General features: G+C 37.9%; 17 protein-coding genes, 1 pseudogene and 1 riboswitch. Of the genes and pseudogenes, 7 read left to right on the forward strand and 11 right to left on the reverse strand.

The annotated features are described in order from the left end of the window. Nucleotides 1-344: pseudogene (locus tag ACFIJJ_RS07205) on the forward strand (hypothetical protein); the annotation flags it as partial. Nucleotides 345-855: 511 nt separating this feature from the next. Here ACFIJJ_RS07205 and ACFIJJ_RS07210 read toward each other — a convergent pair. Genes ACFIJJ_RS07210 through ACFIJJ_RS07220 form a run of 3 tightly spaced genes read right to left on the reverse strand, consistent with a single transcriptional unit; the run spans nt 856 to nt 3,631 of the window. Then, nucleotides 856-1,827, reverse strand: a complete 972-nt coding sequence (locus ACFIJJ_RS07210; protein WP_375646476.1) for a WD40 repeat domain-containing protein — start codon at nt 1,825-1,827, stop codon at nt 856-858. Nucleotides 1,828-1,837: 10 nt separating this feature from the next. Beyond that, complete coding sequence (locus ACFIJJ_RS07215; protein ID WP_375646477.1) at nt 1,838-2,866, reverse strand: CobW family GTP-binding protein; 1,029 nt, start codon at nt 2,864-2,866, stop codon at nt 1,838-1,840. A 21-nt stretch (nt 2,867-2,887) separates the two neighbouring features. Next, nucleotides 2,888-3,631, reverse strand: coding sequence for a creatininase family protein (locus ACFIJJ_RS07220; RefSeq protein ID WP_375623878.1), 744 nt, complete (start codon nt 3,629-3,631; stop codon nt 2,888-2,890). Nucleotides 3,632-5,882: 2,251 nt separating this feature from the next. Between ACFIJJ_RS07220 and ACFIJJ_RS07225 the strand changes: the two genes are divergently transcribed. Then, on the forward strand, nt 5,883-6,074 hold the full coding sequence (locus tag ACFIJJ_RS07225) for a hypothetical protein (RefSeq protein WP_375623880.1): 192 nt from the start codon (nt 5,883-5,885) through the stop codon (nt 6,072-6,074). 953 nt (nt 6,075-7,027) lie between these two features. Here ACFIJJ_RS07225 and ACFIJJ_RS07230 read toward each other — a convergent pair. Beyond that, entirely contained in the window at nt 7,028-8,362 is a 1,335-nt protein-coding gene (locus ACFIJJ_RS07230) for an NAD(P)H-dependent oxidoreductase (protein ID WP_375623882.1), read from the reverse strand. 162 nt (nt 8,363-8,524) lie between these two features. Here ACFIJJ_RS07230 and ACFIJJ_RS07235 point away from each other — a divergent pair, with 162 nt between their 5' ends. Further along, nucleotides 8,525-9,004 (forward strand): MaoC family dehydratase, encoded by a 480-nt coding sequence (locus ACFIJJ_RS07235; protein WP_375623884.1) that lies wholly within the window; start codon nt 8,525-8,527, stop codon nt 9,002-9,004. A gap of 461 nt (nt 9,005-9,465) precedes the next feature. Here ACFIJJ_RS07235 and ACFIJJ_RS07240 read toward each other — a convergent pair whose 3' ends face one another. From ACFIJJ_RS07240 to ACFIJJ_RS07250, 3 genes are read right to left on the reverse strand one after another with little or no spacing between them, the layout of a single operon-like run. Further along, entirely contained in the window at nt 9,466-10,125 is a 660-nt protein-coding gene (locus ACFIJJ_RS07240; RefSeq protein ID WP_375623886.1) for a methionine ABC transporter permease, read from the reverse strand. Beyond that, a complete protein-coding gene (locus ACFIJJ_RS07245) occupies nt 10,118-11,152 on the reverse strand; it encodes a methionine ABC transporter ATP-binding protein (RefSeq protein ID WP_273791471.1) in 1,035 nt (344 codons plus the stop codon). The genes ACFIJJ_RS07240 and ACFIJJ_RS07245 overlap by 8 nt, the downstream gene beginning before the upstream one ends. Nucleotides 11,153-11,200: 48 nt before the next feature. After that, nucleotides 11,201-12,019: a MetQ/NlpA family ABC transporter substrate-binding protein gene (locus ACFIJJ_RS07250; RefSeq protein ID WP_375623889.1), complete on the reverse strand. Its 819-nt coding sequence runs from the start codon at nt 12,017-12,019 to the stop codon at nt 11,201-11,203. A 499-nt stretch (nt 12,020-12,518) separates the two neighbouring features. On the opposite strand from ACFIJJ_RS07250, the gene ACFIJJ_RS07255 reads away from it, so the two are divergent. Beyond that, nucleotides 12,519-13,157 (forward strand): SH3 domain-containing protein, encoded by a 639-nt coding sequence (locus ACFIJJ_RS07255; RefSeq protein WP_375646478.1) that lies wholly within the window; start codon nt 12,519-12,521, stop codon nt 13,155-13,157. 319 nt (nt 13,158-13,476) lie between these two features. Here the strand turns inward: ACFIJJ_RS07255 and ACFIJJ_RS07260 are convergent, their stop codons facing one another. The 3 genes from ACFIJJ_RS07260 to ACFIJJ_RS07270 form a co-directional block, all read right to left on the reverse strand. Beyond that, nucleotides 13,477-14,508: an aspartate-semialdehyde dehydrogenase gene (locus ACFIJJ_RS07260; protein ID WP_375623893.1), complete on the reverse strand. Its 1,032-nt coding sequence runs from the start codon at nt 14,506-14,508 to the stop codon at nt 13,477-13,479. Nucleotides 14,509-15,723: 1,215 nt separating this feature from the next. Continuing rightward, nucleotides 15,724-15,930 carry a Trm112 family protein gene (locus ACFIJJ_RS07265; RefSeq protein WP_273791466.1) on the reverse strand — a complete coding sequence of 69 codons (207 nt, stop codon included), beginning with the start codon at nt 15,928-15,930 and terminating at the stop codon, nt 15,724-15,726. Nucleotides 15,931-15,943: 13 nt separating this feature from the next. After that, entirely contained in the window at nt 15,944-16,606 is a 663-nt protein-coding gene (locus tag ACFIJJ_RS07270) for an LON peptidase substrate-binding domain-containing protein (RefSeq protein ID WP_375610818.1), read from the reverse strand. A gap of 445 nt (nt 16,607-17,051) precedes the next feature. Continuing rightward, nucleotides 17,052-17,149, forward strand: a riboswitch (glycine riboswitch). Between the two features lie 136 nt (nt 17,150-17,285). Between ACFIJJ_RS07270 and gcvT the strand changes: the two genes are divergently transcribed. From gcvT to gcvP, 3 genes are read left to right on the forward strand one after another with little or no spacing between them, the layout of a single operon-like run. Next, nucleotides 17,286-18,398 carry a glycine cleavage system aminomethyltransferase GcvT gene (gcvT, locus tag ACFIJJ_RS07275; RefSeq protein WP_375623896.1) on the forward strand — a complete coding sequence of 371 codons (1,113 nt, stop codon included), beginning with the start codon at nt 17,286-17,288 and terminating at the stop codon, nt 18,396-18,398. Between the two features lie 6 nt (nt 18,399-18,404). Further along, a complete protein-coding gene (gene gcvH, locus ACFIJJ_RS07280; protein WP_375616693.1) occupies nt 18,405-18,773 on the forward strand; it encodes a glycine cleavage system protein GcvH in 369 nt (122 codons plus the stop codon). Nucleotides 18,774-18,778: 5 nt separating this feature from the next. Next, the gene (gcvP, locus tag ACFIJJ_RS07285) at nt 18,779-21,574 is read left to right on the forward strand and encodes an aminomethyl-transferring glycine dehydrogenase (protein ID WP_375646480.1); all 2,796 of its coding nucleotides are present in this window, start codon (nt 18,779-18,781) and stop codon (nt 21,572-21,574) included. A 1,643-nt stretch (nt 21,575-23,217) separates the two neighbouring features. Here gcvP and alr read toward each other — a convergent pair. Further along, nucleotides 23,218-24,333 carry an alanine racemase gene (gene alr / locus ACFIJJ_RS07290; RefSeq protein ID WP_375623899.1) on the reverse strand — a complete coding sequence of 372 codons (1,116 nt, stop codon included), beginning with the start codon at nt 24,331-24,333 and terminating at the stop codon, nt 23,218-23,220. Nucleotides 24,334-24,383: the final 50 nt, after the last annotated feature.

Consider the following 24,383-nt stretch of genomic DNA (forward strand, 5'->3'; position numbering starts at 1 on the left):
AAGTTGGAACCTGTGGAACAACAGCTCTAATTTGGAGATTAGACGAGGAATCCAAAGGGTCAGAAGACCCAGAAGGCGTTGGTTCAACAGGGGCAGAAGGAGGAGAAACAGAATCTGGAGATGAAGTGTCTTCCGGAACAGGGGGCTCAGATGGCCGAACCTCATCAGTAGAATCTTCAACTGGAACAAACGGTGCAGGCATAGGTTGCACGGAAGAAGCGTCCTCTGGAACAGAGGGGACAGAGGGAAGTACAGGTTCAACAGGGGCAGAAGGAGTGGGGACAGAATCTGGAGATGAAGGAGATACCGGAACAGAAAATGGTGATAGAAACTCTATGAAATGATTATTAGATGGAATTTTCTAGGCAAAAAACTGAAGTTTAGAAGGCTGCTAGTAGGAAACTTTGCTCTTTAGAGGGGGAAATCAAAAAAAATTTTATTTAGGAAAATAGTGCTGAATTCCATTCTTCTGATCGTAGGAATAAATCGTTGTTTTAATGATGATATCAGCTATTTTTTGCCGAATTTTTAAGAAAAATGCTTTTGTGGAAGTATGTAGCCTATATAGATGTTTATAGGGAGATGGGTTTTTCGGTCTTGAGGGTAATGTTTTTATTCTTGTATGGGGGTAGCAATGTTAAAAGGTCAAAAAACATGTCTAAGGTATTTTCTTGTCTAAAGGGGGGAGGAAAGGAAAAGGGAAGATTTAATGATTACGAAGATTTTAGGAGACTTTGGGGGGGGAGATTAGGGAGATAGGATTTCTGAGAGCTCTAGAGATGCAAGGGGATAAGATTTCTGGAGGATTGTGTGGGCATTCTTTATCGGCGATGATTGCGCTTTTGGGTGCTTAATTTAATCAGTGATCTTGATTATACCACATTCACCATTTTCGCTACCGAAGGAGAGGTTTTGCCCTGCTTGATCCCAGTTAAGTGCTGAGATAGCGCTTTTCCCATAACCTTTTAGAAGGACTTCTTTTCCATCATGAAAATGTGCCGCTAAAATCATTCCATCATTGAAGCCTATTGCTACAATTTCTTTGTTTGGGTGGCATGAAACGGTGCTAACAAGCGCATTTGCTCGTGTGCCTAGTTCTAGAGGTGTTTTTCCCATGGGGCCGTCTTTTGTATGAAAGGGCCAAACAATTGCGGCAGAGGCACCTGATGTTGCTAGCCATTTTCCTTTTGCGCTCCAAGACCAGCTTTTGACTTTGCTTGGGTAGCCACTCATCCGTAAATGTTGATTATCAGTGAGACGCCAACCGTGTAAAGCGTTTTCTTGCATCGTAGAAATGACATAGCGGTTGTCTGGTGAAAAGGTGACACCACAATGAGCGCCTTTCCATACCAATGTGGTGGGAGATATTTGCGTTGATAACCAATGAAGAGTGACTCCATTGTAATGGGCAACGGCAAGTCGTAAACCTTTTGGAGCAAAAGCCAGGCCTTCTACACTGCGTTCATGTGTGAGCTCTTGTCGTTCTTTTCCAATATTTGCAAATACGAGGCGTGAAGAGGAAAAAGCAACTGCTTTTTGTGGTCCAAAAGCAACGTTGTTTATCCATTTGCGTTCTTTTTGGCTTAACACTTCTGTATAATCCGCTGCCGTTGTTTGACAGACTTTTCCATCTTCTCCACCGGTGATGATCGCGGTATTGTCATGGGAAAAATGGCTTGAAATTATTCCTTGGTGAACTTCAACGATTTGTGGGGCTGGATTTAAAAAAACAATGAAACCTTCTACGGAAACAAAGGCTGGTTTATTGCCTATAAAACCGCAAGAAAGGCAGTAACTTTGGAGATCATAATGGGTAATGTTTGGCATTATCACTCACTTATGCGCAATTTTCAAAACCAGTTTTTAATTTTTCAGCATCAAGAGAGCGTCCTATAAAAACAAGGCGACTTTCTCGTTTTTCATCTTCACGCCATGGGCGTTGATGTTGTCCCTCAAGAAGCATATGTATCCCTTGAATGACGTAACGATCATCGTCTCCTTGAAAGGCGATAATGCCTTTAAGACGTAAGATATCTGGTCCTTGTTGCTGTGTAATCTGCTGGATCCAAGGGAAAAATTTTTCTGGGTGCAGAGGACCTGTTTTTAAACTTACAGAAGTGATGGTAATATCATGAATGGTGGATGCGTGATGATGGTCATGATGACAATCGGGACCGCACACATGGTTGGCATGTTGGTGTGTATGTTGGTGATCGAGAAAATGAGGTTCATGATCGAGAGTCCGTTGGAGATCAAAAAAACCACGATTGAGAAGTGTCTCAAGAGGGATATTGGTGCGCTGTGTTGTATAGAGTATAGCGCGAGGATTAATGGACAGAATAAGGGATTCAGCATGGCTGCGTTCTTGTTGGGTGACAAGATCAATCTTATTTAAAAGAATAATATCCGCGAAGGCAATTTGGTCTTCAGCTTCACGACTTGTTTTTAATTGAGAGGGAAAATGCTTTGCATCAACGACCGCTATGACACTGTCGAGAGCTGTTTTTGCATGGACAGTATCATCCATGAAAAAGGTCTGTGCTACGGGAACGGGATCAGCAAGCCCTGTCGTTTCTATAATGATCGCATCAAATCGATGAGAACGTTGCATCAGACTTTCCAGAATGCGAATGAGATCCCCACGCACGGTGCAGCAAACACAGCCATTATTCATTTCATAAATTTCTTCGTCGGATTCAATGATAAGGTCATTATCAATACCGATTTCACCAAATTCATTGACAATGACGGCATAACGTTTGCCATGATTTTCACTGAGAATACGGTTGAGAAGGGTGGTTTTTCCAGCACCAAGATAGCCTGTGAGAACCGTAACGGGAAGTTTTGGGAGAGGTGTCGTTTCCATGGAGAGACCTTTTATTATTCTTTATTGCCATGTGTCTATGTTAAATCGATTGATATCATCAAGTAAATCACGAAGCTGAGACAGAACATGAGAAAAGATTGCTTCACCGGCTTGTGGTGTTGCTTTGCTTGCGTTTCCTGCCGCCCCTTGCGTATTTAGATCTTTCATTGTCCAACCAAAGGCATGAGGACCATAAGCGCGTAAATACCGATAATTGGCAATCATATCCGCTTGTTTATTATGAAAATTTTTTGCCTTTTCCATATGGACTTTTTCTGGTGCTAAATAGAGCATGAGAGAGGTTTCGATAAAACCTCCATGGATATCAAGATGTTGTTGAGACGGTTCCATGAGACCTTGTGGTAAACCAAAACGGCTCCAGCTTGTTGCTACAGCGAGCATGGAAAGGCGCCTTCGTAATTCGGTGATGACGATGCTCATTAAAGGTGAATTGCCTCCGTGAGCATTAAGAAGAAGAAGACGGTTGATCCCTTTGTGATAGCAGTTTTCACCAATCTTTATCCATCGCTTAATCGCATCAGAAAAGGTAAGGGTTTGTGTGCCTGTAACATCCATATGTTCTATAGAATAGCCAATCTTTTCAACCGGTAAAAGTGCGATAGGGAATTGTTCTTTTGTTTGTAAAGTGAGGGCTTTTGCAAAAGCTTCAGCTATAATCCAGTCGGTTTCGAAAGGAAGGTGCTCTCCGTGATATTCATGTGCGCCCAAAGGTAAAAGAGCGAGAAAAGGTGTGTTAGATACCATAAATTACGGCCCAAAAGAAGAGTCAACAGAAACAAAGTGATCGAAGGTGCTGTCACTATTTAATCTATCTATAAGAGAAACGCAAATAGTCGTATTTTTACATCCCATATGCATGCATAAAACATATGGATGCATAAAAATGAGAGCTTTGTTAAAAATAGAGAAGCTTTTATTGAGCAAAGCCAACGCAATTTTTTCTGTAATTATGGGGCAACCTTTCTCAAGATAGTTATCTTTGGTAAGTTTTTTTGATGCGTATTCTCATTTTTAATCAGTAAATATTCAGACAGATTAAATACTGCACATCATGGAATGAAAAATAATTTTTTATCGTTTCTTGAAAACACATTTTTTCTGTAAGCTGCATATTCTTCTTTCTGTTATGGAGCGAGAATAACTAAATTATTTCTATTATTGCGATAGTACAGAATTTGGTTGTAATTAGGAATTCTAAATTCTTAATTCAAGTATCTGTATATTACAAAAGAATAAAAATGTTTGTTGATTAATTTTACTTTGGATAGAGTATTAACAGATTGTTCATGAGAAAAAATGAATATAAAGAGAAGAATTCACGTAAGATGAACCTGCAATCTCAAAGAACTTGGTGAGTTTATAAGATGATTCAATAAGAAACACCGTTGGATACATGATAAACAGAACGCCATTGTGTTGCACATTGACACTCTTGTTTTAAAGAAACATTTCTCAAGGTATCCAAGCCTATTTTGCGATGCTGTTCATGAATGGTACAACGATAAAGCCTTATAATATAAAATCTATTGTATTCCACCATCTTTACACTTTTAAAGTAAAAAGGGACACCATCATTCACTTTGCCAGTTTTCAATACTGTGTTAACAGCGCTTGATAGTTAAAATACCTCATAGGTGATATTTTCTTTCTTCAAGTGTGTTTATACACACATCTATCTCGTTTGTGATTTGCAAGTGAAGAATTTTGATTGATTCAATATAAACAGAGTTAAAATTAAGAGAGTTTTATAATCGTCAGCTTTCTCATTCAACATGCAAAACAATAAATTATTATTATAGATCAGTATCTTGCGATTAAAGTGATCGGTTGATGAATTTATCATTCAAGATCAATTTTCATGGTGTTATTTTTTCAATGTGTTTACTTAAGTTGGTATTTTAAAAATGCAATTTTTAGTAAGTTTCTCTATTACTTTTCTTTCAAGAATTTGATCAATTTATTATTAGTTATTTGGCACAAATTGAAGATAGTTATGTGAATATTGCTGAAATTTCTTTCAAAGAGAATTATTTGTTACTAATATAGAGTAAATATAATTACTTAAAATATAAATATGGTTGTGATCTACAATATTGACGAAAAATATGGAATAACTTTTATGAAAATTAAGAAAGAAAGTTTTTTCAGTATTTTGGGGATCATCTCATTTTTTATGGCTCTCTTTTTATCTGGTTTTAGGTAGTTTGTTGGAGCTCTAGTATTGCTTATAACATTTTTATAAATCTGATAGATTTACTTATTTTATGCGTTTGTTTTGTTAGGTTTGAAAGTCAATATTTTGCGTTCTTTATGCTGTATGGGATAAAGGGGGCTGAATTGCCTCTTTGAAGATGCTATGCGATATTTTTTCTTTATATATCAGTAAAAATTGAGAATCATTTTATTAATATCTTTTCCATTTGAAAATAGAGATCTTAATTGCTTTTTTACACTTTATAGCTGTTTTATAGAAAAGTAGTATACTATTTTAATGTTGTTTTATTAGGATAGATTTATTTTAGATCGAGGTTTTTATTTGCTACCAATTTTATTTTTTAAGCTTATTGATGAGTGACATAATAAAAGCTTCACTAAGCAATATTCCATTTTTGTGTTGATTGAAATAATGTATAAGTATTATTATTATAGCGAAAGTTTTTAATGATATAGTTATTTAAAATTTAATTGCATAAAATATATATTATATAACTTTTCAAATAAATTTGTTTTTAATATTTGTTATAATGAGAAATTTGATAAATTCTTATTATTTTGAATCATAGAAATAAAAATGATAAAATATTACTGTTAGTATCTTGAGTTATTATAGTGTAAAAGTAATAGATTATTTTATTATTTATTGTTTTTGTGTATTTACATTTAATACAAAGTGTATTATATATAATTTTGTAAATATTAAATTTAAGTTTTTGGTTTTATATATTTGAATATTTCTTCATTTTTTCAGTGAAGAAAAAGAGGAGAAAAGAAAGATATGTTTAAAAATCGTGTATGTTCGTTTACTTTTACACTATTTATTCTCTTTTTTGTACAAACTGTAGAGGGAAATGCAAGTTTTGTAAATAATAAATTACAAGAGAGAATGGCAATTACTATTTCTACATTAGAAAAAAATGTATCTATTAAAACTTTAGATATAGCAGTTATTCAAGATGTTGAGGAATAAGATGGTATTGCTTTGGGGAAAACTGAAAAAGCTGCTACCTTTTCAGGTTCAGCCTTTGGGGGGGGAGGTATTTTATCACTTCTTGCTTCTTTATGTATTGGGGAATGTATTAGGTGCTGTTTTATCTCTTTGGGGAATATTCTTTATACTTTAGTAGAAAGATAATCGATAAAGCCGATGAATTCATTATGTTGAAAAAAATAAATACTTGAAATCATTTATACTGTATTTTATAATAAAATAACTATTATTAATAATAAATGTAGCTTTTATTAACATTATTAAAGTTGAAGGTTCTACATTTATGTTTTTTTTACAAAGTAGTGTAACCTGATTTTTTACACTTTATAGTTATTATCCTAGTAACAAGGCTAATATACTCACTTTCTTTATCAGCCTTTTAATATTTGTCTGCCTTTTCTCATATGAAGATTATTCATCAAAGGTATATTTTATCCTTTTTAATTTTTTTATCTTTCATAAGAGGATAAAATAAAAAATGTCCCTGTATTTATGGCTCTCATGCAAAAAGTAAAATGATAAATATAATTTATTATTTCAAATTTTTTTATGTTAAATCCATCAAAAGTATTTTTTACGTATAACAAGTTGTGTTTGTGTATGGACAAAATTATTAAAGAAAAAAGAGTAAAAACTTTTCTCATGAATCATCTCAAGTGCGATGCGCTGTCGTAATATTGGTAAATAAAATGATAGTGCCGATTTTGTATCTTTATAGAGTAAGGTCGTGATACACAGTGAACCTTATGCCATCTCATGGGGTGGTTTATATTGTTGCATTTACGGGCCATATTGTGAGAGGGAAGTGGTGATGTGCGTCGTTGGAAAATGCTTTTATTAAAACATAAACCTGTATTTGCGATACAAGTGTATTTTGGATTGTTCTGTTGCGTAAGGGAAGGATACTGTTAAGTAAGGTAATTCAGGAGTGTTTATAGCTTAGCCGAAGAAGGGCAATGAAGTAAAAGGTCTTGTTTAGCACGAAGACGTGCAATCCATTGATCTTCACGAATAGCAGTATTATGCACTGTAATGAGTTCATTTTTTTTAATTGCAGCTGTTACTGTTGCTTTTTCTAAAAGACCACAAGGAATGGCGTGGTGAGCGCGTGCTTCTGCAATGTTCATTATCCAAGCACGATAAGTATAAAGACCGATAAAGTCTAGCTGATCACCTGGGTGTAAATCTTTTTTAGCAACAGCACAGACTTCTACTACGGGATGGCTAAGAGGAACCATATCTTTTTTGCCATAAAGCATAATACGTGCGCAGGTGAGGGGAACTTCCATTGCTGTTAAATGATAGGGGCGATGAAAGGTGAAGTAAGGCCCCTGACCAATTTTTAAATCTTCCATACGCTCGCGTAAACGTGGGTGTGCTATTTCGGCAATAACAAAGACACCAGGTGAAACACCTGGACCTGTTGAATAATCTACAACACCATATTGCTGCAAAATGCCCCCATCTTGTTTTGGAATAAGCACTTTGTTTAAATCTTGCAGTGCCGCTTGTGGTCCATGCATTCCCGGACAATCGGGGAGAAGTCCGGTGGCATTGGCAATTGCTGCCATTTCAACCATCGTTTTGGAACCATCAATAAATTCGACCAACATGCGCACATTCATATTACGCCGGAATGCTTCTTCTTCGTAAGCATCAGGTGTAGCATCAAAGAGTAGAGGATTATTTTTTCCTTTACCTGCTGCAACAATCTTATGTCCAAGGGCTGAAACAAATTCTATGAGTTCCATACAAGAAGTAGGTTCATCGCCGGCACCAAGTGTATAAATGAGCCCTCGTTTTTCTGCTTCATGTTTGAGATAAGCGCCAATTGTAACATCTGCTTCAACATTCATCATGACAAGATGTTTGTTATTCTCAAGCGCTTTGATACCAATTTCTGCTCCTGCTTCGGGATAGCCTGTTGCATCAACGATAATATCAATTTGTTCATGGCGCAAAACAAGGTTAATATCATCTGTTGCTGCAATCAAACCCTTTTCAATGCTTTGCGTGAGAGCATGAGCATTTTCAACTTCGCTGACATGTCCATCTTCGCCATAGGCGAGTGTAGCGGCATCAAAAATACGTGACGGTGTCCTCGTGGCGACTGCGGCGACTGTTATACCATCCATATGCGCAATACTTGATAATAAATCTGTACCCATTTCACCACAACCAATCAGTCCAATACGGATGGGGGGATGCTTTTCTGCACGTTGTTTCAAATCATGCGCTAAACCTGTTAGGTTCACATTGCTTGCCATTCTTTTTTCCCATTTGAAAACTATTCTGCTAAAAGAGTTTTCTTATTCATAAGGTGCATTTGTTTTTAAGACAATTAATCTTTTATTCTTGATGCTCTAATCAATGGATTTTATAAAAGCAAGAGGGGTGGTTGTTTTTATCAAATAAATAGGAATAGCGTTATGCAGCAAAAAATAGCAATACAAGATGTTACCAGTTTTATTGGGAAAGAAGTGGGATTATCGGGATGGCGTCTTGTTACACAGGATATGATTAATCAGTTTGCATGCGCTACAGATGATCATCAATGGATACACGTTGATGAGGAAAAGGCTAAACAGACACCTTTTGGTGGCACGATTGCTCATGGTTTTTTAACATTATCGCTTTTATCTACGCTTGCTTATGAGGCTCTTCCTGAGTTGGAAGGGACCACAATGGGGATTAATTATGGTTTCGATAAAGTACGCTTCATGAGTCCTGTAAAAACAGGGGTACGGATACGTGCACGTTTTGTGTTAGACGATGCAGAAATTCGCCCTTCTGGTCGCGTGGTTTTCCATTATGGGGTTAGTGTGGAAGTTGAAAAGTTAAAAAAACCAGCTCTTACAGCTCAATGGCTTATTGTTGCTGTTGTGGAAGAAAAACCTTCCAATATCTAGATTGCCTTCCAATATCTAGATTAGTTGAGTGCTTTATTTTATAAAATTTTATACAACTCTATTAGAAGTTTCTTCAATAATAATATTGAGAATAATCTATAGGATGATAGATATGGTGGAGCTATCATAGCGTTGATAGCCAGAGCAGGTTGCTATGCCTCTTAGATCATTTCGACAGTTTGTTGCTATGCTGAGAGCAGGTCGTGGTCAACATATTAATTGATCATTGCTATATTGGGAGAGAAGCTTGGATATTGCAAGATTTCTTATTTCATGTCCTTTTATATTGAATCCATTAAAACTATTTGCTTGCCTTTTATAAAACAGGGCTTATGGGGATAAAACTGTTTAAGAAAAAAGAAAAAGTGCTTGGCTTTTATGTGCGCTCGATAGCCAAGGAGTGTTGCATTTGGGAAGGGGAAAAGAAGATAATGGTACTGGCATGTGAAATGCTGATTTTTTCAACATTTTGTTTTATCAAGTTTTTGTACGATTTTATCAGAAGTCCATTGGGTTATAATATTGAGCATGATCAAAAGGAGGATAACAATGGTCATGATGAAGGTATTATAGCGTTGGTAGCCATAGCGGATTGCCATATCCCCTAAACCGCCTCCACCAAGATATCCAGCAAGTGAGGTGGCTCCTATAAGAGAAATGACCATGACTGTAAAACCTGTAATCAGGCTAGGGAGAGCTTCAGGAATAAGAACATGTCTGATAATTTGAAGACGACTTGCACCCATCGAGCGGATCGCTTCAATAAGACCGTTTTCAACGGTTTTAAAAGAGAGTTCTGCCATGCGTGCATAAAAAGGGATAGCTGAAATGGTCAGTATAAAAATTACAGCAGGCATTCCTATCCCTCTTCCTACAACGATACGTGTTATGGGCAGAAGATAAAATGCAAGAATGATAAAGGGAATAGCACGAATACTGTCAATGATCATACTTAAAGGGCGATTGATGAGAGATGAGGAAAAAATCCCCCCGCGTGCTGTTGTGTGAAGAAGAAGACCAAGGGGAAGCCCTATAATAAATGCCATAACAGAAGCACTAAGTGTCATCAATATTGTATCAATAACAGCTTGGGGAAGTTCATGAGACAGAACATTAAACATAGCCTAAGACCTCACAATATCGTCCTTTTTTTGTTAACCATTGAACAGCTTTTTCTAAAGCTTCTTTATCTTCTCCAGGAAGAGCCAAGAAGAGTCTCCCGATGGTTTCATCTTGAACTGTATCAATGCCACCATGCAAAATACGTGCTTTTAAACCACTCTCATTTTCTAGAAGATGAAGAAAAGGCTGCTGGGCAATTTCACCGGCAATATTAATTTCAATGACAGCTTCTCGCCCGATTGGTTTGAGATTTTTTGCAAATTTTTCAGGAAGTTGCGGGGTGACAAGCTTGAGCATGGCGATGGTTGTATCGTCTTGCGGTGATGTAAAGATGTCTTTCACACGTCCTTCTTCTACAATGTTTCCCTGATTAAGAACAACAACGCGATGCGCTATGGTGCGCACAACTTCCATTTCATGGGTGATGAGCACAATCGTGAGATTGAGGTGTTTATTAATATCAGCAAGGAGCTCTAGAATAGATTGTGTTGTTTCAGGGTCAAGAGCAGAGGTAGCTTCATCTGATAACAATATTTTAGGATTAGCAGCGAGCGCACGAGCAATGCCAACGCGTTGTTTTTGCCCCCCTGACAATTGTGCGGGATAGCAATATTCTTTCCCAGATAACCCAACCAATTCAATCAGTTCAAGGGCACGTTTGTGGCGTTGTTTTTTACTTACACCACTTAATTTAAGTGGCAATGCAATGTTATCAAGAATATTCTGCGATGAGAGAAGATTGAAATGTTGAAAAATCATCCCAATTCGTTGACGGTAAGGCGCCCATTCTATCTCTGATAGATTGGAAATATCAACACCTTCAAAAAAAATGGACCCTGCATCAATCTTCTCTAACCCATTTAAACAGCGGATAAGTGTTGATTTTCCTGCTCCACTGCGCCCAATAATGCCAAGGATTTCACCAGCATGGATATTTAAAGAGAGATTATTAATTACCGGAATACCAGCCGTTTTGTTAAAACAACGGCTGATGTTTTTTAAGGAGATAAGAGTAGGTTTTTCCATTCACAATTACTCGGATATTTGGCACAGTTACTCGGATATTTGGCACAATTACCAAGATGTTTGGGCGGTATTGCCAAAAATCTCTTTGATTTTTGCACGGATAAGATCGTTGTTGTAAGCGGCAACTAATTTTTTAACCCATGGCTCATCTTTTTCGCTCGTGCGTACAACGATGATATTATCATAAGGATTATTTTTTGCGCTCTCCCATGCGACTACATCTTTTTCGAAGTTTAATCCGGAAACAATAGCCCAGTTTGTGTTTATAATTGCAAGGTCAAAATCGTCAATAGCTCGTCCTAACATACCGGCATCGAGCTCACGAATTTGCAGGTTTTTAGGATTTTCGATAATATCAAGTGGAGATGCAAGAATATTATGAGGATCTTTTAACTTAATGAGACCTAAAGAATTAAGAAGAAGTAAGGCTCTTCCACCATTAGATGGGTCGTTCGGAATACCAACATGTGCACCATCACGAAGATCTTTTAAGTCTTTTATTTTGTGTGAATAAACACCGATTGGAGCAATAAATGTATAGCCGACAATTGAAAGTTTATAGCCACGTTGTTTCATTTGTTCATTAAGATAAGGGGCGTGCTGAAAAGCATTCGCATCGATCTCTCCTGCGTTAACAGCGTCATTAGGCAAAGCGTAATCAGAAAAATAAACGAGTTCAATATCTAAACCGTCTTTTTTAGCCTGTTCAGCAGCAGTTTTCCAAATAATCGCATCCCGCCCTTCCATAATACCAAGTTTAATTTTTGTTTTGTCTGCGGCCATGGAAAAAGCAGTAGACAAAAAAAGTGCAAAGAGAGAGAAGAATAATCCTATAATCCGACTACGAGAAAAATTTTTTAATGTCATGTACTTTTAACTTTCTTTGTCTAGGAGATTTTTTGAGGAAAGTTTCAATATGCTCTGTATTTTTTTAGGCAGATTTAAAGTTATACAAGCTTTAGAGAATATTCAATCACTTTTATTTTTAAAAGAGTATTATTTTTCTTTCTATTTTTAGTAGTTTTGGGGGCTTATCATCATTCATTCTCAGAAACTCAGGCAATCAATTCTTCTATTGCAATCATTTGTTTAGGGAACCAATGACACTTAAAAAACTTCTTTAAGGGACGATTGGTTGAAGAACCGGACAATCAGATGATGCTTTAGCCGTAAATTCATGAAGAACATACTGCGCAATCAAGATCAAAAGGCCGTGTTCGTGTAGTGGGAATAAAGAGAGATTTTGTTGCACTGTTATAGGGGCTTTTTGGGGGGAATAAAGGTGATGATCATTGGATTTAAACGCGGCAAATTTTTGTAAAGGCGAAATTTTGCCCTTCACATGTTTTAGAGAGGAAGAAAAATAATGTTAAGAAAGAAATTTTTATCAACAACAATGATTTTATGGGCTTTGGGAGCGTCAGAGGTGGCTGTGACTGCTTTTCACGCGGAAGCTGGAACCATTACAGGAACAGTTGCTCGTGTTGCATCAGGTCAGCTATCTTTACGCACAGGTCCTGCGACAGCTTATAAAGTTATCGCAATGGTTCCAATGGGAGCAAAAGTGCAAATTTATGGCTGCCTATCCAATAAAGCTTGGTGTTCCCTTGGTTATCACGGAAAAGTTGGTTGGGCATCTGCACGTTACGTCAATGTTAACGATGTTCCTACCATTGCTTTTAAAAAGATGCCTGTAAAATCAAACTTCATGGTAAAATCGCCAAAAGAAAAAGTAAAACAGGCTGTTTCTGACTTTAAAGCTCTTCCGGCGATGCAAAAAACACGGAAAAATATGCAAAAACTATACAGAACAGATGTGATTATCGATTCTACAGGTGTCAAAAAAAGGGATGAACGAACAATTTTAAATCCATCGCCAAAAGCACAAGGCGTTTCTGTAAAGCACGTGAGTGCTTATAATCCCTCCTTTCCTGATAATGTCAATTACAAAAATTTTGAACGGAATGAAACACGTTACCGTGTTGTGACCTATCCTGCTCGATAAGGGTAAAGTTAATTTCACAACCGGAATGACAAAAAGGATCAGCAGCATGAAGCAGAAAATGCTTTATGCTGTTGATCTTGCTGTTCCGTAAAGCGGGATCAAGGTGGTCATTGGTGCAAACTCCTTCAAAAATGCGATTGTGTTCATATCGGTGTAGAGAGATTTTCCTTTTTTAAGGGAGAGAGAGCTAAGAATATTCAGGGTAGAATTTGCCAACGCTTCGAAATAATACCCTTTCAAGATGGTGTTAGATGGAAGATATTAAAAAGCCGGACTTTTAACAGACCGGCTAGGGCTCTTTGTCCTTTCGGACAAGGCGTTAATTTGCCGACTTAGGCTTTATCAAATTACGAGAAATGAGCAATTCAGCAATTTGAACGGCATTCAATGCTGCTCCTTTTCTTAAATTATCGGCGACAACCCAGAAAGCTAAACCATTTTCAACGGTGATATCTTCACGAACACGACTAATAAAGGTATCATCTTCTCCGGTACCTTCATAAGGTGTGGTATAACCACCATCTTCGTGTTTATCGATAAGCTGACAGCCTGGTGCATCGCGTAGGAGCGCTTGTGCTTCAGATGCGCTTAGTGGTTTTTCAAATTCAACATGAACAGCTTCGGCATGACCGATAAAGACAGGGACCCGAACAGCAGTGGCCGTTAATTTAATTTTTGGATCGAGAATTTTCTTCGTCTCGACCGTCATTTTCCATTCTTCTTTTGTGTAACCATCTTCCATAAAAACATCGATATGAGGAATGACATTAAAGGCAATGCGTTTAGTGAATTTTTTTGATGTAATTGGGTCAGCAACAAAAACTGCGCGTGATTGTTCGAAAAGTTCGTCCATCCCTGCTTTACCAGCTCCAGAAACCGATTGATATGTAGAGACAACAACACGTTTAATGATTGCAGCATCATGGAGAGGTTTTAAAGCTAAGACCAGTTGAATTGTTGAACAATTAGGATTTGCTATAATATTACGCTTAGAAAAGGCATTTATAGCTTCGCCATTGACTTCAGGGACGATCAACGGAACATTGGCATCATAGCGCCATGTGGAGGAATTATCGATGACGACACAGCCAGCAGCAGCGATTTTAGGGGCGTATTCTTTGGAAATGCTCCCTCCTGCAGACATAAGACAAAAATCTGTGTCAGAAAAATCATAAGTATCTAGTGCTTTTACTTTTAAAGTTTTATCTCCATAAGAAACTTCTTGTCCTAATGAACGTCGTGATGCTAGAGGGACAATTTCATGGGCAGGAAAACCTCGTTCTTCTAAAATTGTAAGCATTTCACGACCAACATTTCCGGTTGCGCCGACAATTGCAACTTTAAAACTCATTTTCTATATACTCCTCATGTCTCTCCAAGTTTATTCCCCGTGCTATACTCAGGAGAGAGTGAGTTGGTCAAGGAACATCATTAAATTATATTTTTGATTTTCAACAACTCAATTTTATGCACACCAATCATCATCGTTAGTACAATAAATTGTTTTATTTCAAATGATACGTCTTTTTTAATCTTTCAGAATTGAAAAAATTGAATATTTTACGCTAAACTATTATCTCTTTAGAAAACACTTTAATTAAGTGAATTTCTTATCTTCTGTCAATTGTTTACCTTCTCACTTTTGAATTTTTTGAGGATGGTATTACCTATCGCGTTCGTGGAATCTTTTAATACTTTATCTATTAATTGTTGAATTATTTAATTTTCTCCCTATGCCTTTAAAAGCGAAGCTTCCTATTACAGTCTGTAAACAACTAGATTTTAGCGGCTTCCCATTTTTCACTTAAACTAAAGGCTTAACAAGCAAGCTTAAAAAATATTTTAAAAGATATTGGGTATCTAAAAAACATTTGAATGTTTTAAGGAGGTATGCGTGCTTCATGCCCTCATATCTTACATGATAGAATTTATGGCACAACAGAATAAACTTAAGTAATCCATTATATAGATAAATTCTTATGAAAGTTATATATATTTTTTTCGTGTCTATTTTTTACTTTAATTCTATTATGCGATAAAATATCAGTATTTGGAGTATGGTGGTATAAGATCTTTAAGCTTTCTCGATATATTTAAGTGTTTTTTTAGTGTGTGGGAATATTTTTAGGCTTGTTTGGAAAGCTTTTTGTTTAAGTGAGTTATATGAGTGGAAAGCCGTTGGATACTCACATATTTACGTTTAATAAAAGAGCAAGTGAGCACCATTATACATTTTTCCAGCACACAATGTCGTTACAGCTTTTGGTATGTGAGACGATTCAATAAGAGGTATGCCTTTTTGTACATTTTTACTCACATGCCAACTTTGCTTGTAATGTGCAAACAAGAGATTTTGATTGATTCAATATAGAACACGTTTAAAATGAGAGAATCTGATGATATTTTTGGCTTTTATTACAAGATGTAAAGCGATACAAATATCTTTTAAATCAGTGTATTGCTATATTGTAAAACTCTTTTTTTCAGAAATCGTAAATATTGAGATATCATATTGATAGAGGATTGATAACAGTGGGCTTGTAGAGGGAAATTGCATGAGGATTTTTTATTTTTTATGCGTTATTTCTTCATTGTTTTGCAAAGGGCGCGCTTCTGAGGCAAGCATAATGGGAACGCCATCACGAATAGGGTAGGCAAGTTTGGCTTTGAGAGAAATGAGCTCTTGTGTTTTTCGGTTGAAAGAGAGCGTGCCTTTCGTCATTGGGCAGACGAGCAATTCGAGCATTTTGGGATCTGTGGTCATTTTTTTCATGTTTGGACATTCATTAGTTTAAGCGGTAATCTGTTCCTGTTTGTTTCATGAGCGAGCGTTCTGTTAATGCAAGAAGAGTTTGAGCACGGCTTTCGATATCTGGAGCTTCAAGGAGAGCTTGTTTTTCTGCTGGTGTAAAGGGGATAAGGGCTGAAAAAGCATTAACCAATATAGGCGTAGGGGCTTCTATGATGCTGCTCCAATTATATTCCATTTCATGGATGGTTAGATATTTTTCAACAACGTCGAGTAAGTTCTCTCGGTTAATGCTTTCTTCAATATCAAATTCTTGCAAGTCTTTTATGTTTGATTGGATGAGAGCTGTTCGATAGGATTTTGTGTTTTTCAATTCTTGTTCTAAGGTGAAGCGGCAAACACCTTGTAAGATAATGAACAGTTGCCCATTTCCTGTTTCACTGTAGTTTGTAATGCGCCCTATACAGCCTGTTTTATAAAGTTGTGTAGAGAAGCGATCTGTATCCGATGAAAGTGGTTGAATAATGCCCAATAGACGATCAGTTACCATAACATTTTCAATCATTTCAAGTGATTCTGGTTCAAAAATGTTGAGTGATAAAAAACCACCTGGTAGTAAGAGTGCACCTTCTAAAGGAAAAAGAGCAATTTGCTTAGGAAGATCATTTTCGCAATTGTAAGAGATATTACCAGCTTTCATGAGTATTTTGTCACCTTTGTTCGGTAGTTTTAGTCTGTAGATAGTCGCAATTTATAACATTATTGAGAAAGCAGAAAACCCACTTCTTGTGCATTAAAATCATACTTATAAAATACTTGAAGTCCTTATTCTCAAAAAGAATATGAAACCCTATCTTTAAGGTTGAACTGCGCGAGAAAGAATATTGCTTTGCGATCTTTTTAGTGTGTGACGTTTTGCATGATTTTCAAGAGGTATTTTTGTTTATGGCTTTTGATTTTTGTCTTAATTTTCCTAAAATGTGTTCCTTGCAATTTTTTAAGGTTCAAAAAGATACTATTATAAATCTTTTGAAGCTGCTTATGCAAGTTTTAAAATGAGAACATTTTCATCACTTTACTAATGACAGTGTGATAAAGATAGGCTATAGGTTTAAATATGCTGGAAAGAGCGTTATCGTTTCTTTCATTCTTTTGCGGGAGAGTGCAAATTGCAAATTTTCGCATTGCCGCCGAAGGGGAAATAGCCCATAATCTCTCAGGCTTTAAGGACCGTAAAAGGAAGAAGGCAGATCTGGAAAGTCGGGAAAACCCGCGCCGAAGGTGTAAGCGAAAGATCTTTTCGCGAGTCTCTCAGGTTGATGACAGAGGGGGCAGAGACGACCATATTTTGTGGGCGTTAGCGCAGCTTTGGAGTTACTATGGGCACAGCACAAGAAACATCTTTTTTAAAAACACTTCCTTTATATGATTTGCATGAAAAAGCAGGAGCAAAATTTGGTGCTTTTGCGGGTTGGAACATGCCTTTAACTTATCCTCTTGGCGTTTTAAAAGAGCATCTTCATACGCGTGCGCATGCAGGACTTTTTGATATTTCTCATATGAAATTGATTGCGGTTGAAGGGGCACAAGCTGTGGAATTTTTGTCCTATGCTTTTCCTATTGATGCCGCAGCTTTAAAGATTGGGCATTCACGGTATAATTATTTGCTTAATGAGCAGGCTGGTATTCTTGATGATCTTATCATTACCCGTTTGGAAGAGGGCCGTTTTATGTTGGTTGCCAATGCTGGGAATGCACAGGCTGATTTTGTAGAATTGGAAAAGCGCGCTGTTGATTTTGAATGTCAAGTGATTGCCCTTGAAAGGGTATTGCTTGCTCTTCAAGGTCCTGAAGCGGCAGCTGTTCTTGCTGATGCCGATTTACCAGGGAATGAATTGTTCTTTATGCAAGGATTCGAACCACAACAGGATTGGTTTATAACGCGTTCTGGTTATACGGGAGAGGATGGTTTTGAAATTGCTTTGCCTATAGGGCATGCGCATATGTTGGCTGAAAAATTGCTGAGTGATTCTCGGGTTGAGTGGATTGGACTGGCCGCACGAGATAGCTTGCGGTTGGAAGCGGGGCTGTGTTTGCATGGAAATGATATTACTCCTAATACGACACCTATTGATGCGGCTTTAACATGGGCTGTTCCTAAAAGTGTTCGAGAAAAAGCACAATTTTATGGTGCGAAAGCTTTTCTTGAAGCACTGCAAAAAGGACCTGCTCGTTGTCGTGTTGGATTAAAACCGCAAACGCGCCAACCTATTCGTGCTGGTGCGGTGCTTCTTGATGACCAAGGTAATGAGATTGGCGTTGTAACATCAGGTGGTTTTGGTCCTTCTTTTGATGGTCCTGTCGCGATGGGTTATGTTCCTGTTGATTTTAAAGTTGAAGGGACACAAGTCTTTACAGAACTGCGAGGCAAAAAGATTGTATTATCAGTTCATTCACTTCCCTTTGTTGAACAACGTTATTTTAAAGGATGATTTTTTATGTCTAAAACTTATTTTACACAAGACCATGAATGGCTTAGCGTTGAAGGGCAAGTGGTGACTGTTGGGGTTACGCATTATGCGCAAGAGCAATTAGGGGATTTGGTTTTTGTTGATTTACCACAAAGTGGGACAAAACTCTCCAAAGGAGAGGCAGCGGCTGTTGTGGAATCAGTGAAGGCGGCTTCAGATGTTTATGCTCCTCTTGATGGTGAAGTGGTCGAAATAAATGAAGCATTGGCTGATAATCCTGAATTGGTGAATCAGAAACCCGAAACAGAAGGCTGGTTATGGAAAATGACATTGCAGGATGAGACACAACTGGAGGGGTTGTTAGATAAAGATGCTTATAAGGCTTTGATTGGATGAGTGGCATGATCGAGCGTTCTTTTTCTTCTCGACATATTGGGCTGCGTCCTGATGAAACACAAAAAATGCTTGATGTTTTAGAGCTTGATTGTGTTGAGACACTCATTTCTCAAGCTGTTCCACACTCTATCCATTTGGGACGTTCACTGAATCTTCCAGAGGCTGCTAGTGAAGGGCAAGCCTTGGAAGAACTCTCCAAGATGATGGAGCGTAACCATGTGCACAAAAGTTTTATTGGGCAAGGATATCATGGAACTTATGTGCCTCCGGTTATTTTACGAAATCTGTTTGAAAATCCTGCTTGGTATACTGCTTATACGCCTTATCAAGCAGAAATTAGCCAGGGTCGTTTAGAGCTTTTATTTTATTTTCAGACATTGGTTAGTGAACTAACAGGTTTGCCTGTTGCTGCTGCTTCCCTTCTTGATGAAGCAACTGCTTTAGCTGAAGCCAATGCCCTTGCTTTTCGCTTTTTTCGTGAGAAAAAAACAAAAATTTCTCTTCAGAGTCTTTTACATCCTCAGACTTTGAGTGTTGCGCAAACGCGTGCTGAAACACAAGGGATTCAGATTAGCCAAAATGGCGAAATTGATTCTGATACAGCGGCAATTGTTTTATCTTGGCCAGATACAAAAGGCTCTTTTCATGATTACAGTGAGATCATAAAAGAGGCAAAGGAAAAGGGAGCTTTCGTTATCGTTGTGGCTGATCCTTTAGCGCTTACCCTTCAGGAGCCACCGGCTCAATGGGGGGCAGATATCGTTGTTGGCTCTATGCAGCGTTATGGCGTTCCGATGGGATTTGGTGGTCCACATGCTGGTTACCTTGCTGTGAGTGATGCATTAACGCGGCTTATTCCAGGGCGTATTGTTGGTCAATCCGTGGATACGAGAGGGCGTGTTGGTTTTCGTTTAGCTTTGCAAACACGTGAACAACATATTCGGCGCGATAAAGCGACGTCAAATATTTGTACAGCGCAGGCTTTGTTGGCTAATATGGCAACCGCTTATGCTGTTTGGCATGGGCCAAAAGGCTTACAAGAAATTGCGCAGCGAATTCATCATTTAACATGTCGTTTTGTTGCTGGTTTAGAAGCAGCAGGGGTTCATGTTGAAGGGAAAAGCTTTTTTGATTGTGTGAGTATTTCTGTTAAGGGAAAAGCGCAAGAAATTGCGCATCAAGCCAAAATAGGTGGGCGCCTTATTCGTGTTCTCGATGATGACACTATTGCAATCAATTTTGATGAATTATCGACAGAAGAAGATGCTGGTGCTTTAGCGCAGCTTTTTGGGGCACAACTCGTTGATAAGGTTTCTCCACGACTCTTTGGAAAAAAACGGGATGCTGCTTTTCTTTCTCAGCCTTTTTTTCATGCGGTTCATTCAGAGACAGATATGATGCGCTTTTTGCGTCGTTTGGCGGATAAGGATTTGGCACTGGACCGTGCTATGATCCCTCTTGGTTCTTGTACAATGAAGCTTAATGCCGCGGCTGAATTGATGCCTGTAAGCTGGGCGAGCATGGCCAATATACACCCCTTTGTTTCACAAGAGGATGCAGCGGGTTATTTGGAGATGATCAACCAGTTAAATGCGTGGTTGTGTGAAATTACAGGATTTGCACAAGTTTCTTTTCAGCCAAATTCTGGTGCTCAAGGGGAATATGCTGGGCTTTTGGCTATCCGACGATATTACCAATCACGGGGAGAACATCAACGTACAGTTTGTCTTATTCCTGCATCTGCGCATGGTACCAATCCAGCTTCGGCCCATATGGCAGGGATGGAAGTCGTTGTGGTAAAATGTTTAAGCGATGGTGATGTTGATGTAGATGATCTCAAGATGAAAGCGCAATTGCATAAAGATAAATTGGCTGCTTTTATGATTACTTATCCTTCAACCCATGGTGTTTACGAGGAAAGCATTAAGGAAATTTGTTCTATTATTCATGAAAATGGCGGACAAGTTTATTTTGATGGTGCTAATCTCAATGCCCTTGTGGGGCTTGCTCGTCCTGCGGATATTGGCGCTGATGTTTGTCATATGAATCTTCATAAAACATTTGCTATTCCTCATGGTGGTGGTGGTCCTGGTATGGGACCAATTGGAGTTGCTGCGCATCTCAAACCATTCGTACCAGGTCATGAACAGGATGGGACAACACATGCGGTTTCTGCTGCTCCTTATGGAAGTGCATCTATTCTTGCAATTACATGGATGTATATTCGAATGATGGGGGCTGATGGCTTAAAACATGCAACACAAATAGCCATTTTAAATGCCAATTATATTGCTGCACGTCTTTCAGCCGCTTATTCCATTCTTTATCGGGGCAAGCATGGACGTGTTGCGCACGAATGTATTGTGGATACACGCGTGTTGAAAGAGCAGTATGGGGTGAGTGTTGATGATATTGCAAAACGTCTCATTGATTATGGATTCCATGCGCCCACGATGTCGTTTCCGGTTCCGGGAACTTTGATGATTGAGCCAACGGAATCAGAACCAAAAGCAGAGATTGATCGTTTTTGTGATGCTTTACTCTCTATTGCTGAAGAAGCGAAAAAAGTTGGGAATGGGGTTTGGCCAAAAGACAATAATCCATTGGTGAATGCCCCTCATACAGTGGCAGATACTTTAGATGATGCTTGGGTGCGACCCTATTCGCGACAAGAAGCTGCTTTTCCCAACAGTTCTCTTGATCCAGCTAATAAATATTGGCCTCCTGTATCACGTATTGATAATGTCGCGGGAGACAGAATGCTCATTTGTTCGTGCCCGCCATTGGGAAACACCTATTAAATAAAAAATATATATTTAATTTGTTTATTTGCATGAACGAAAAAAGCCCACACATTTTGTGTGGGTTTTATGTTTATTGATCATGTTGCTATGGTGTTATTTGTCTATTTTCTAGAACTTTGCATTGTTTTTTTATAACATGAGAAAAATCGAAAAAGTCGACAAAAAAGCTGTGTTTTGTCGGCAATAGGCATGCTCTCCTTTGCTTTCTACCGTATGACATGGTTTTAGTGACTAGGCGGCATTGGTCTAGCCAGCTAATTCATGTAAACGAGAGCGAAACCTACGGGGATAGGTCACGTCTGTTGTATGTGTTGTGATATACTCCTTCTCACTAGGGTGACGACAACCGGTTGTAGAAAGAATAAAATCAATTTTAGTGTTTTTGATGATAAAGACACGCGAAACTCTGTTGTTGCATCTTTTCGAGTCAAGAATTGTCTAAATATTTCTCTTTAATCTGCTTTTTGTAAATATGACGCAAAAATATGTAAGAACACCTGTTAGAATGAGAAAACGCAAAGTCAAATGTATTATGGGTGTTTTTTACAAGGTGTCTTATAAAAAGCCAGCACATCTTTCCACTTCATTGTAGGTCAGTTTGTGACTTTACGGCACTGTTTTCCTAAGAGCCCGTGTGCTTTAGCTGTTGCCTGTAAATCAACATCCAAACTTAACGCAGCCACATGTTTTGAGTCAGAGATTGAGAAAAAAAGAGTTTTATGAGTCGTTCCAGCTTTTGTCTGTCAGATGAGGGCGAGGGGATTGCGTATTTCTGTTGACGTAATCTTTGAAACTGGAAGACAATCTCATTTTGGGAAAATGTAAAGCCGTAAAGGTAAAACTCAATCCTCAGTTTGACATCTCCTTTTAATTCAGCTTTACGGCTTTCAAAAGCATTTAAAGCAATGTTTTTTAAATAATGGGGATTACACATTGCTCCATATTTTTATTTATTGTGTTTTTTAGTGGGGGCACGACCCTCATGTGAAACAGAACGCTCCCAAAAGAATATTCTTGTGTTGTTAATTCACGTGTTTGTTTTAAAGAGACATTTCGCTCCCAATCCCATTTCGCGACGGCGCTTGTGAATGGTACAACGATAAATCTATTGAGAGCTCCCCAATCTTTATGCTCTATGAAGAAGGAAGTTGGCACTATCATACACTTTGCCAGTTCGTGGGTGCTGCTTACAGCTTTTGGTATTTGAGGCGGTTCATTAGAAGCATTATTCTTTTCTTAAATCATTTTTATCTACACATAGTTCAGCTTGTGGTATGCAAGCGAATGATTTTGATTGCTTCATTATATAAGGCTGAAATAAAAGAAGTTTACGATATTTAGTACTGTTATTCGATATGTCGAATTGCCAATTAACAGTTTGGCTTAATTGGGCTATTAATTTTAAAAAATTGGCAATATATTCTTTTTCGTTAATTTATGAAAGAAAGGCTAAGTTTTTGTATTTTGAGTGTAAGCCTCTTCTCTAAAACAATCCATCAATGTGTCTATTTTGAGATTTCTGTGAATGTACGGTGTCTATGATCATTCTATGCGATTGATTGTGGTAAAATCTTTCGTAAGAGCCTCCCTAAATTTCTAACATAATGATTTTTATTCAGTTTATTTCTTTAATAGTGTCTTTATGTGTAAATGTATTTATAGCGTGGTCCAAGAGACGTTAGAATTTCATTGGGAAGGGTGTTGGCATCTATAGATACTTTTTCAAGTGTTTGATGGGGGCCAATGAGTTCTACCCAGTCACCTGTTTGAGGTTTTTGATCAAGATCGGTCGTATCTACAATAATGGAATCCATAGAAACGCGTCCAACCATGGGCAGTTTGTGTCCATTGAAGTAAACTGCTCCTTTATTTGAAAGAGCACGGAGCCAGCCATCTGCATAGCCAATAGAAATGGTTGCAAGAGTACTTGGTCTGTTCGTTATAAAGCTTTCTCCATAACCAACAGGTGTGCCTACATCAACAACACGGTTTTGAAGAACTTGGGCTTCAAGTTTTAAAACAGGTTTTAGAAGGGATGTGTGTTTTTCTTGGGGGGCGACTCCGTAAAGTGCAATACCGGGGCGAACAAGATCAAAATAAAAATTTGATCCCAGAAAAATGCCTCCTGAATTGGCAAAGGAAGCTCTGCAGGTTGGCAATTGCGTAAGAGCAGTTTTGAAAGAAGTTAATTGGGCATAATTTGATGGGTGAGTATCATCTTCTCCGTTAGAAAGGTGACTAAGAATATATTTTATTTCTGCTTTTTCGAAAATTGTAGGGTGTTTGATGAGTTTTTGTAATTCTTTTTGATCCAGTCCTAATCGGTTCATATGGGTATCGATTTGAACAATTGCTGGAAATTTTTTATCTTTTTTTTGACAAATTTTTTGCCAATTTTCAATGGCATTCCAAGAATTTAGAACAGGAACAATACCAGATTGTGCGACAAACTCTTCTGCTGAGTGTGGGAGTCCATTCAGAAGAGAAATCGTGACATTTGATGGTAAAGTGCTTTTTAATTGGAGTGCTTCTCTGATTTGGGCAACAAAAAAAGTGCGACAACCAGCTTGATAAAGGGCAGGAGCAATTTTGTGAGCTCCTAATCCATAAGCATTTGCTTTTACAACTGCTGAACATTGTGTTGGAGATACACGTTTGGCTAAAGTGATATAATTGGAAACAATGGCACTGACGTCGACGGTTGCTACAGCTGTATAGAGTGATGTATTTATTTCATCATTAACGTATTTGTTCATTTTAAAAGCTTATCTGTGTTCGTGAAATACGGAGTTTTCTTTGATTATTT

The sequence above is a fragment of the Bartonella sp. TT29SHDZB genome (genome assembly GCF_042193395.1).
Taxonomy (GTDB): Bacteria; Pseudomonadota; Alphaproteobacteria; order Rhizobiales; family Rhizobiaceae; genus Bartonella.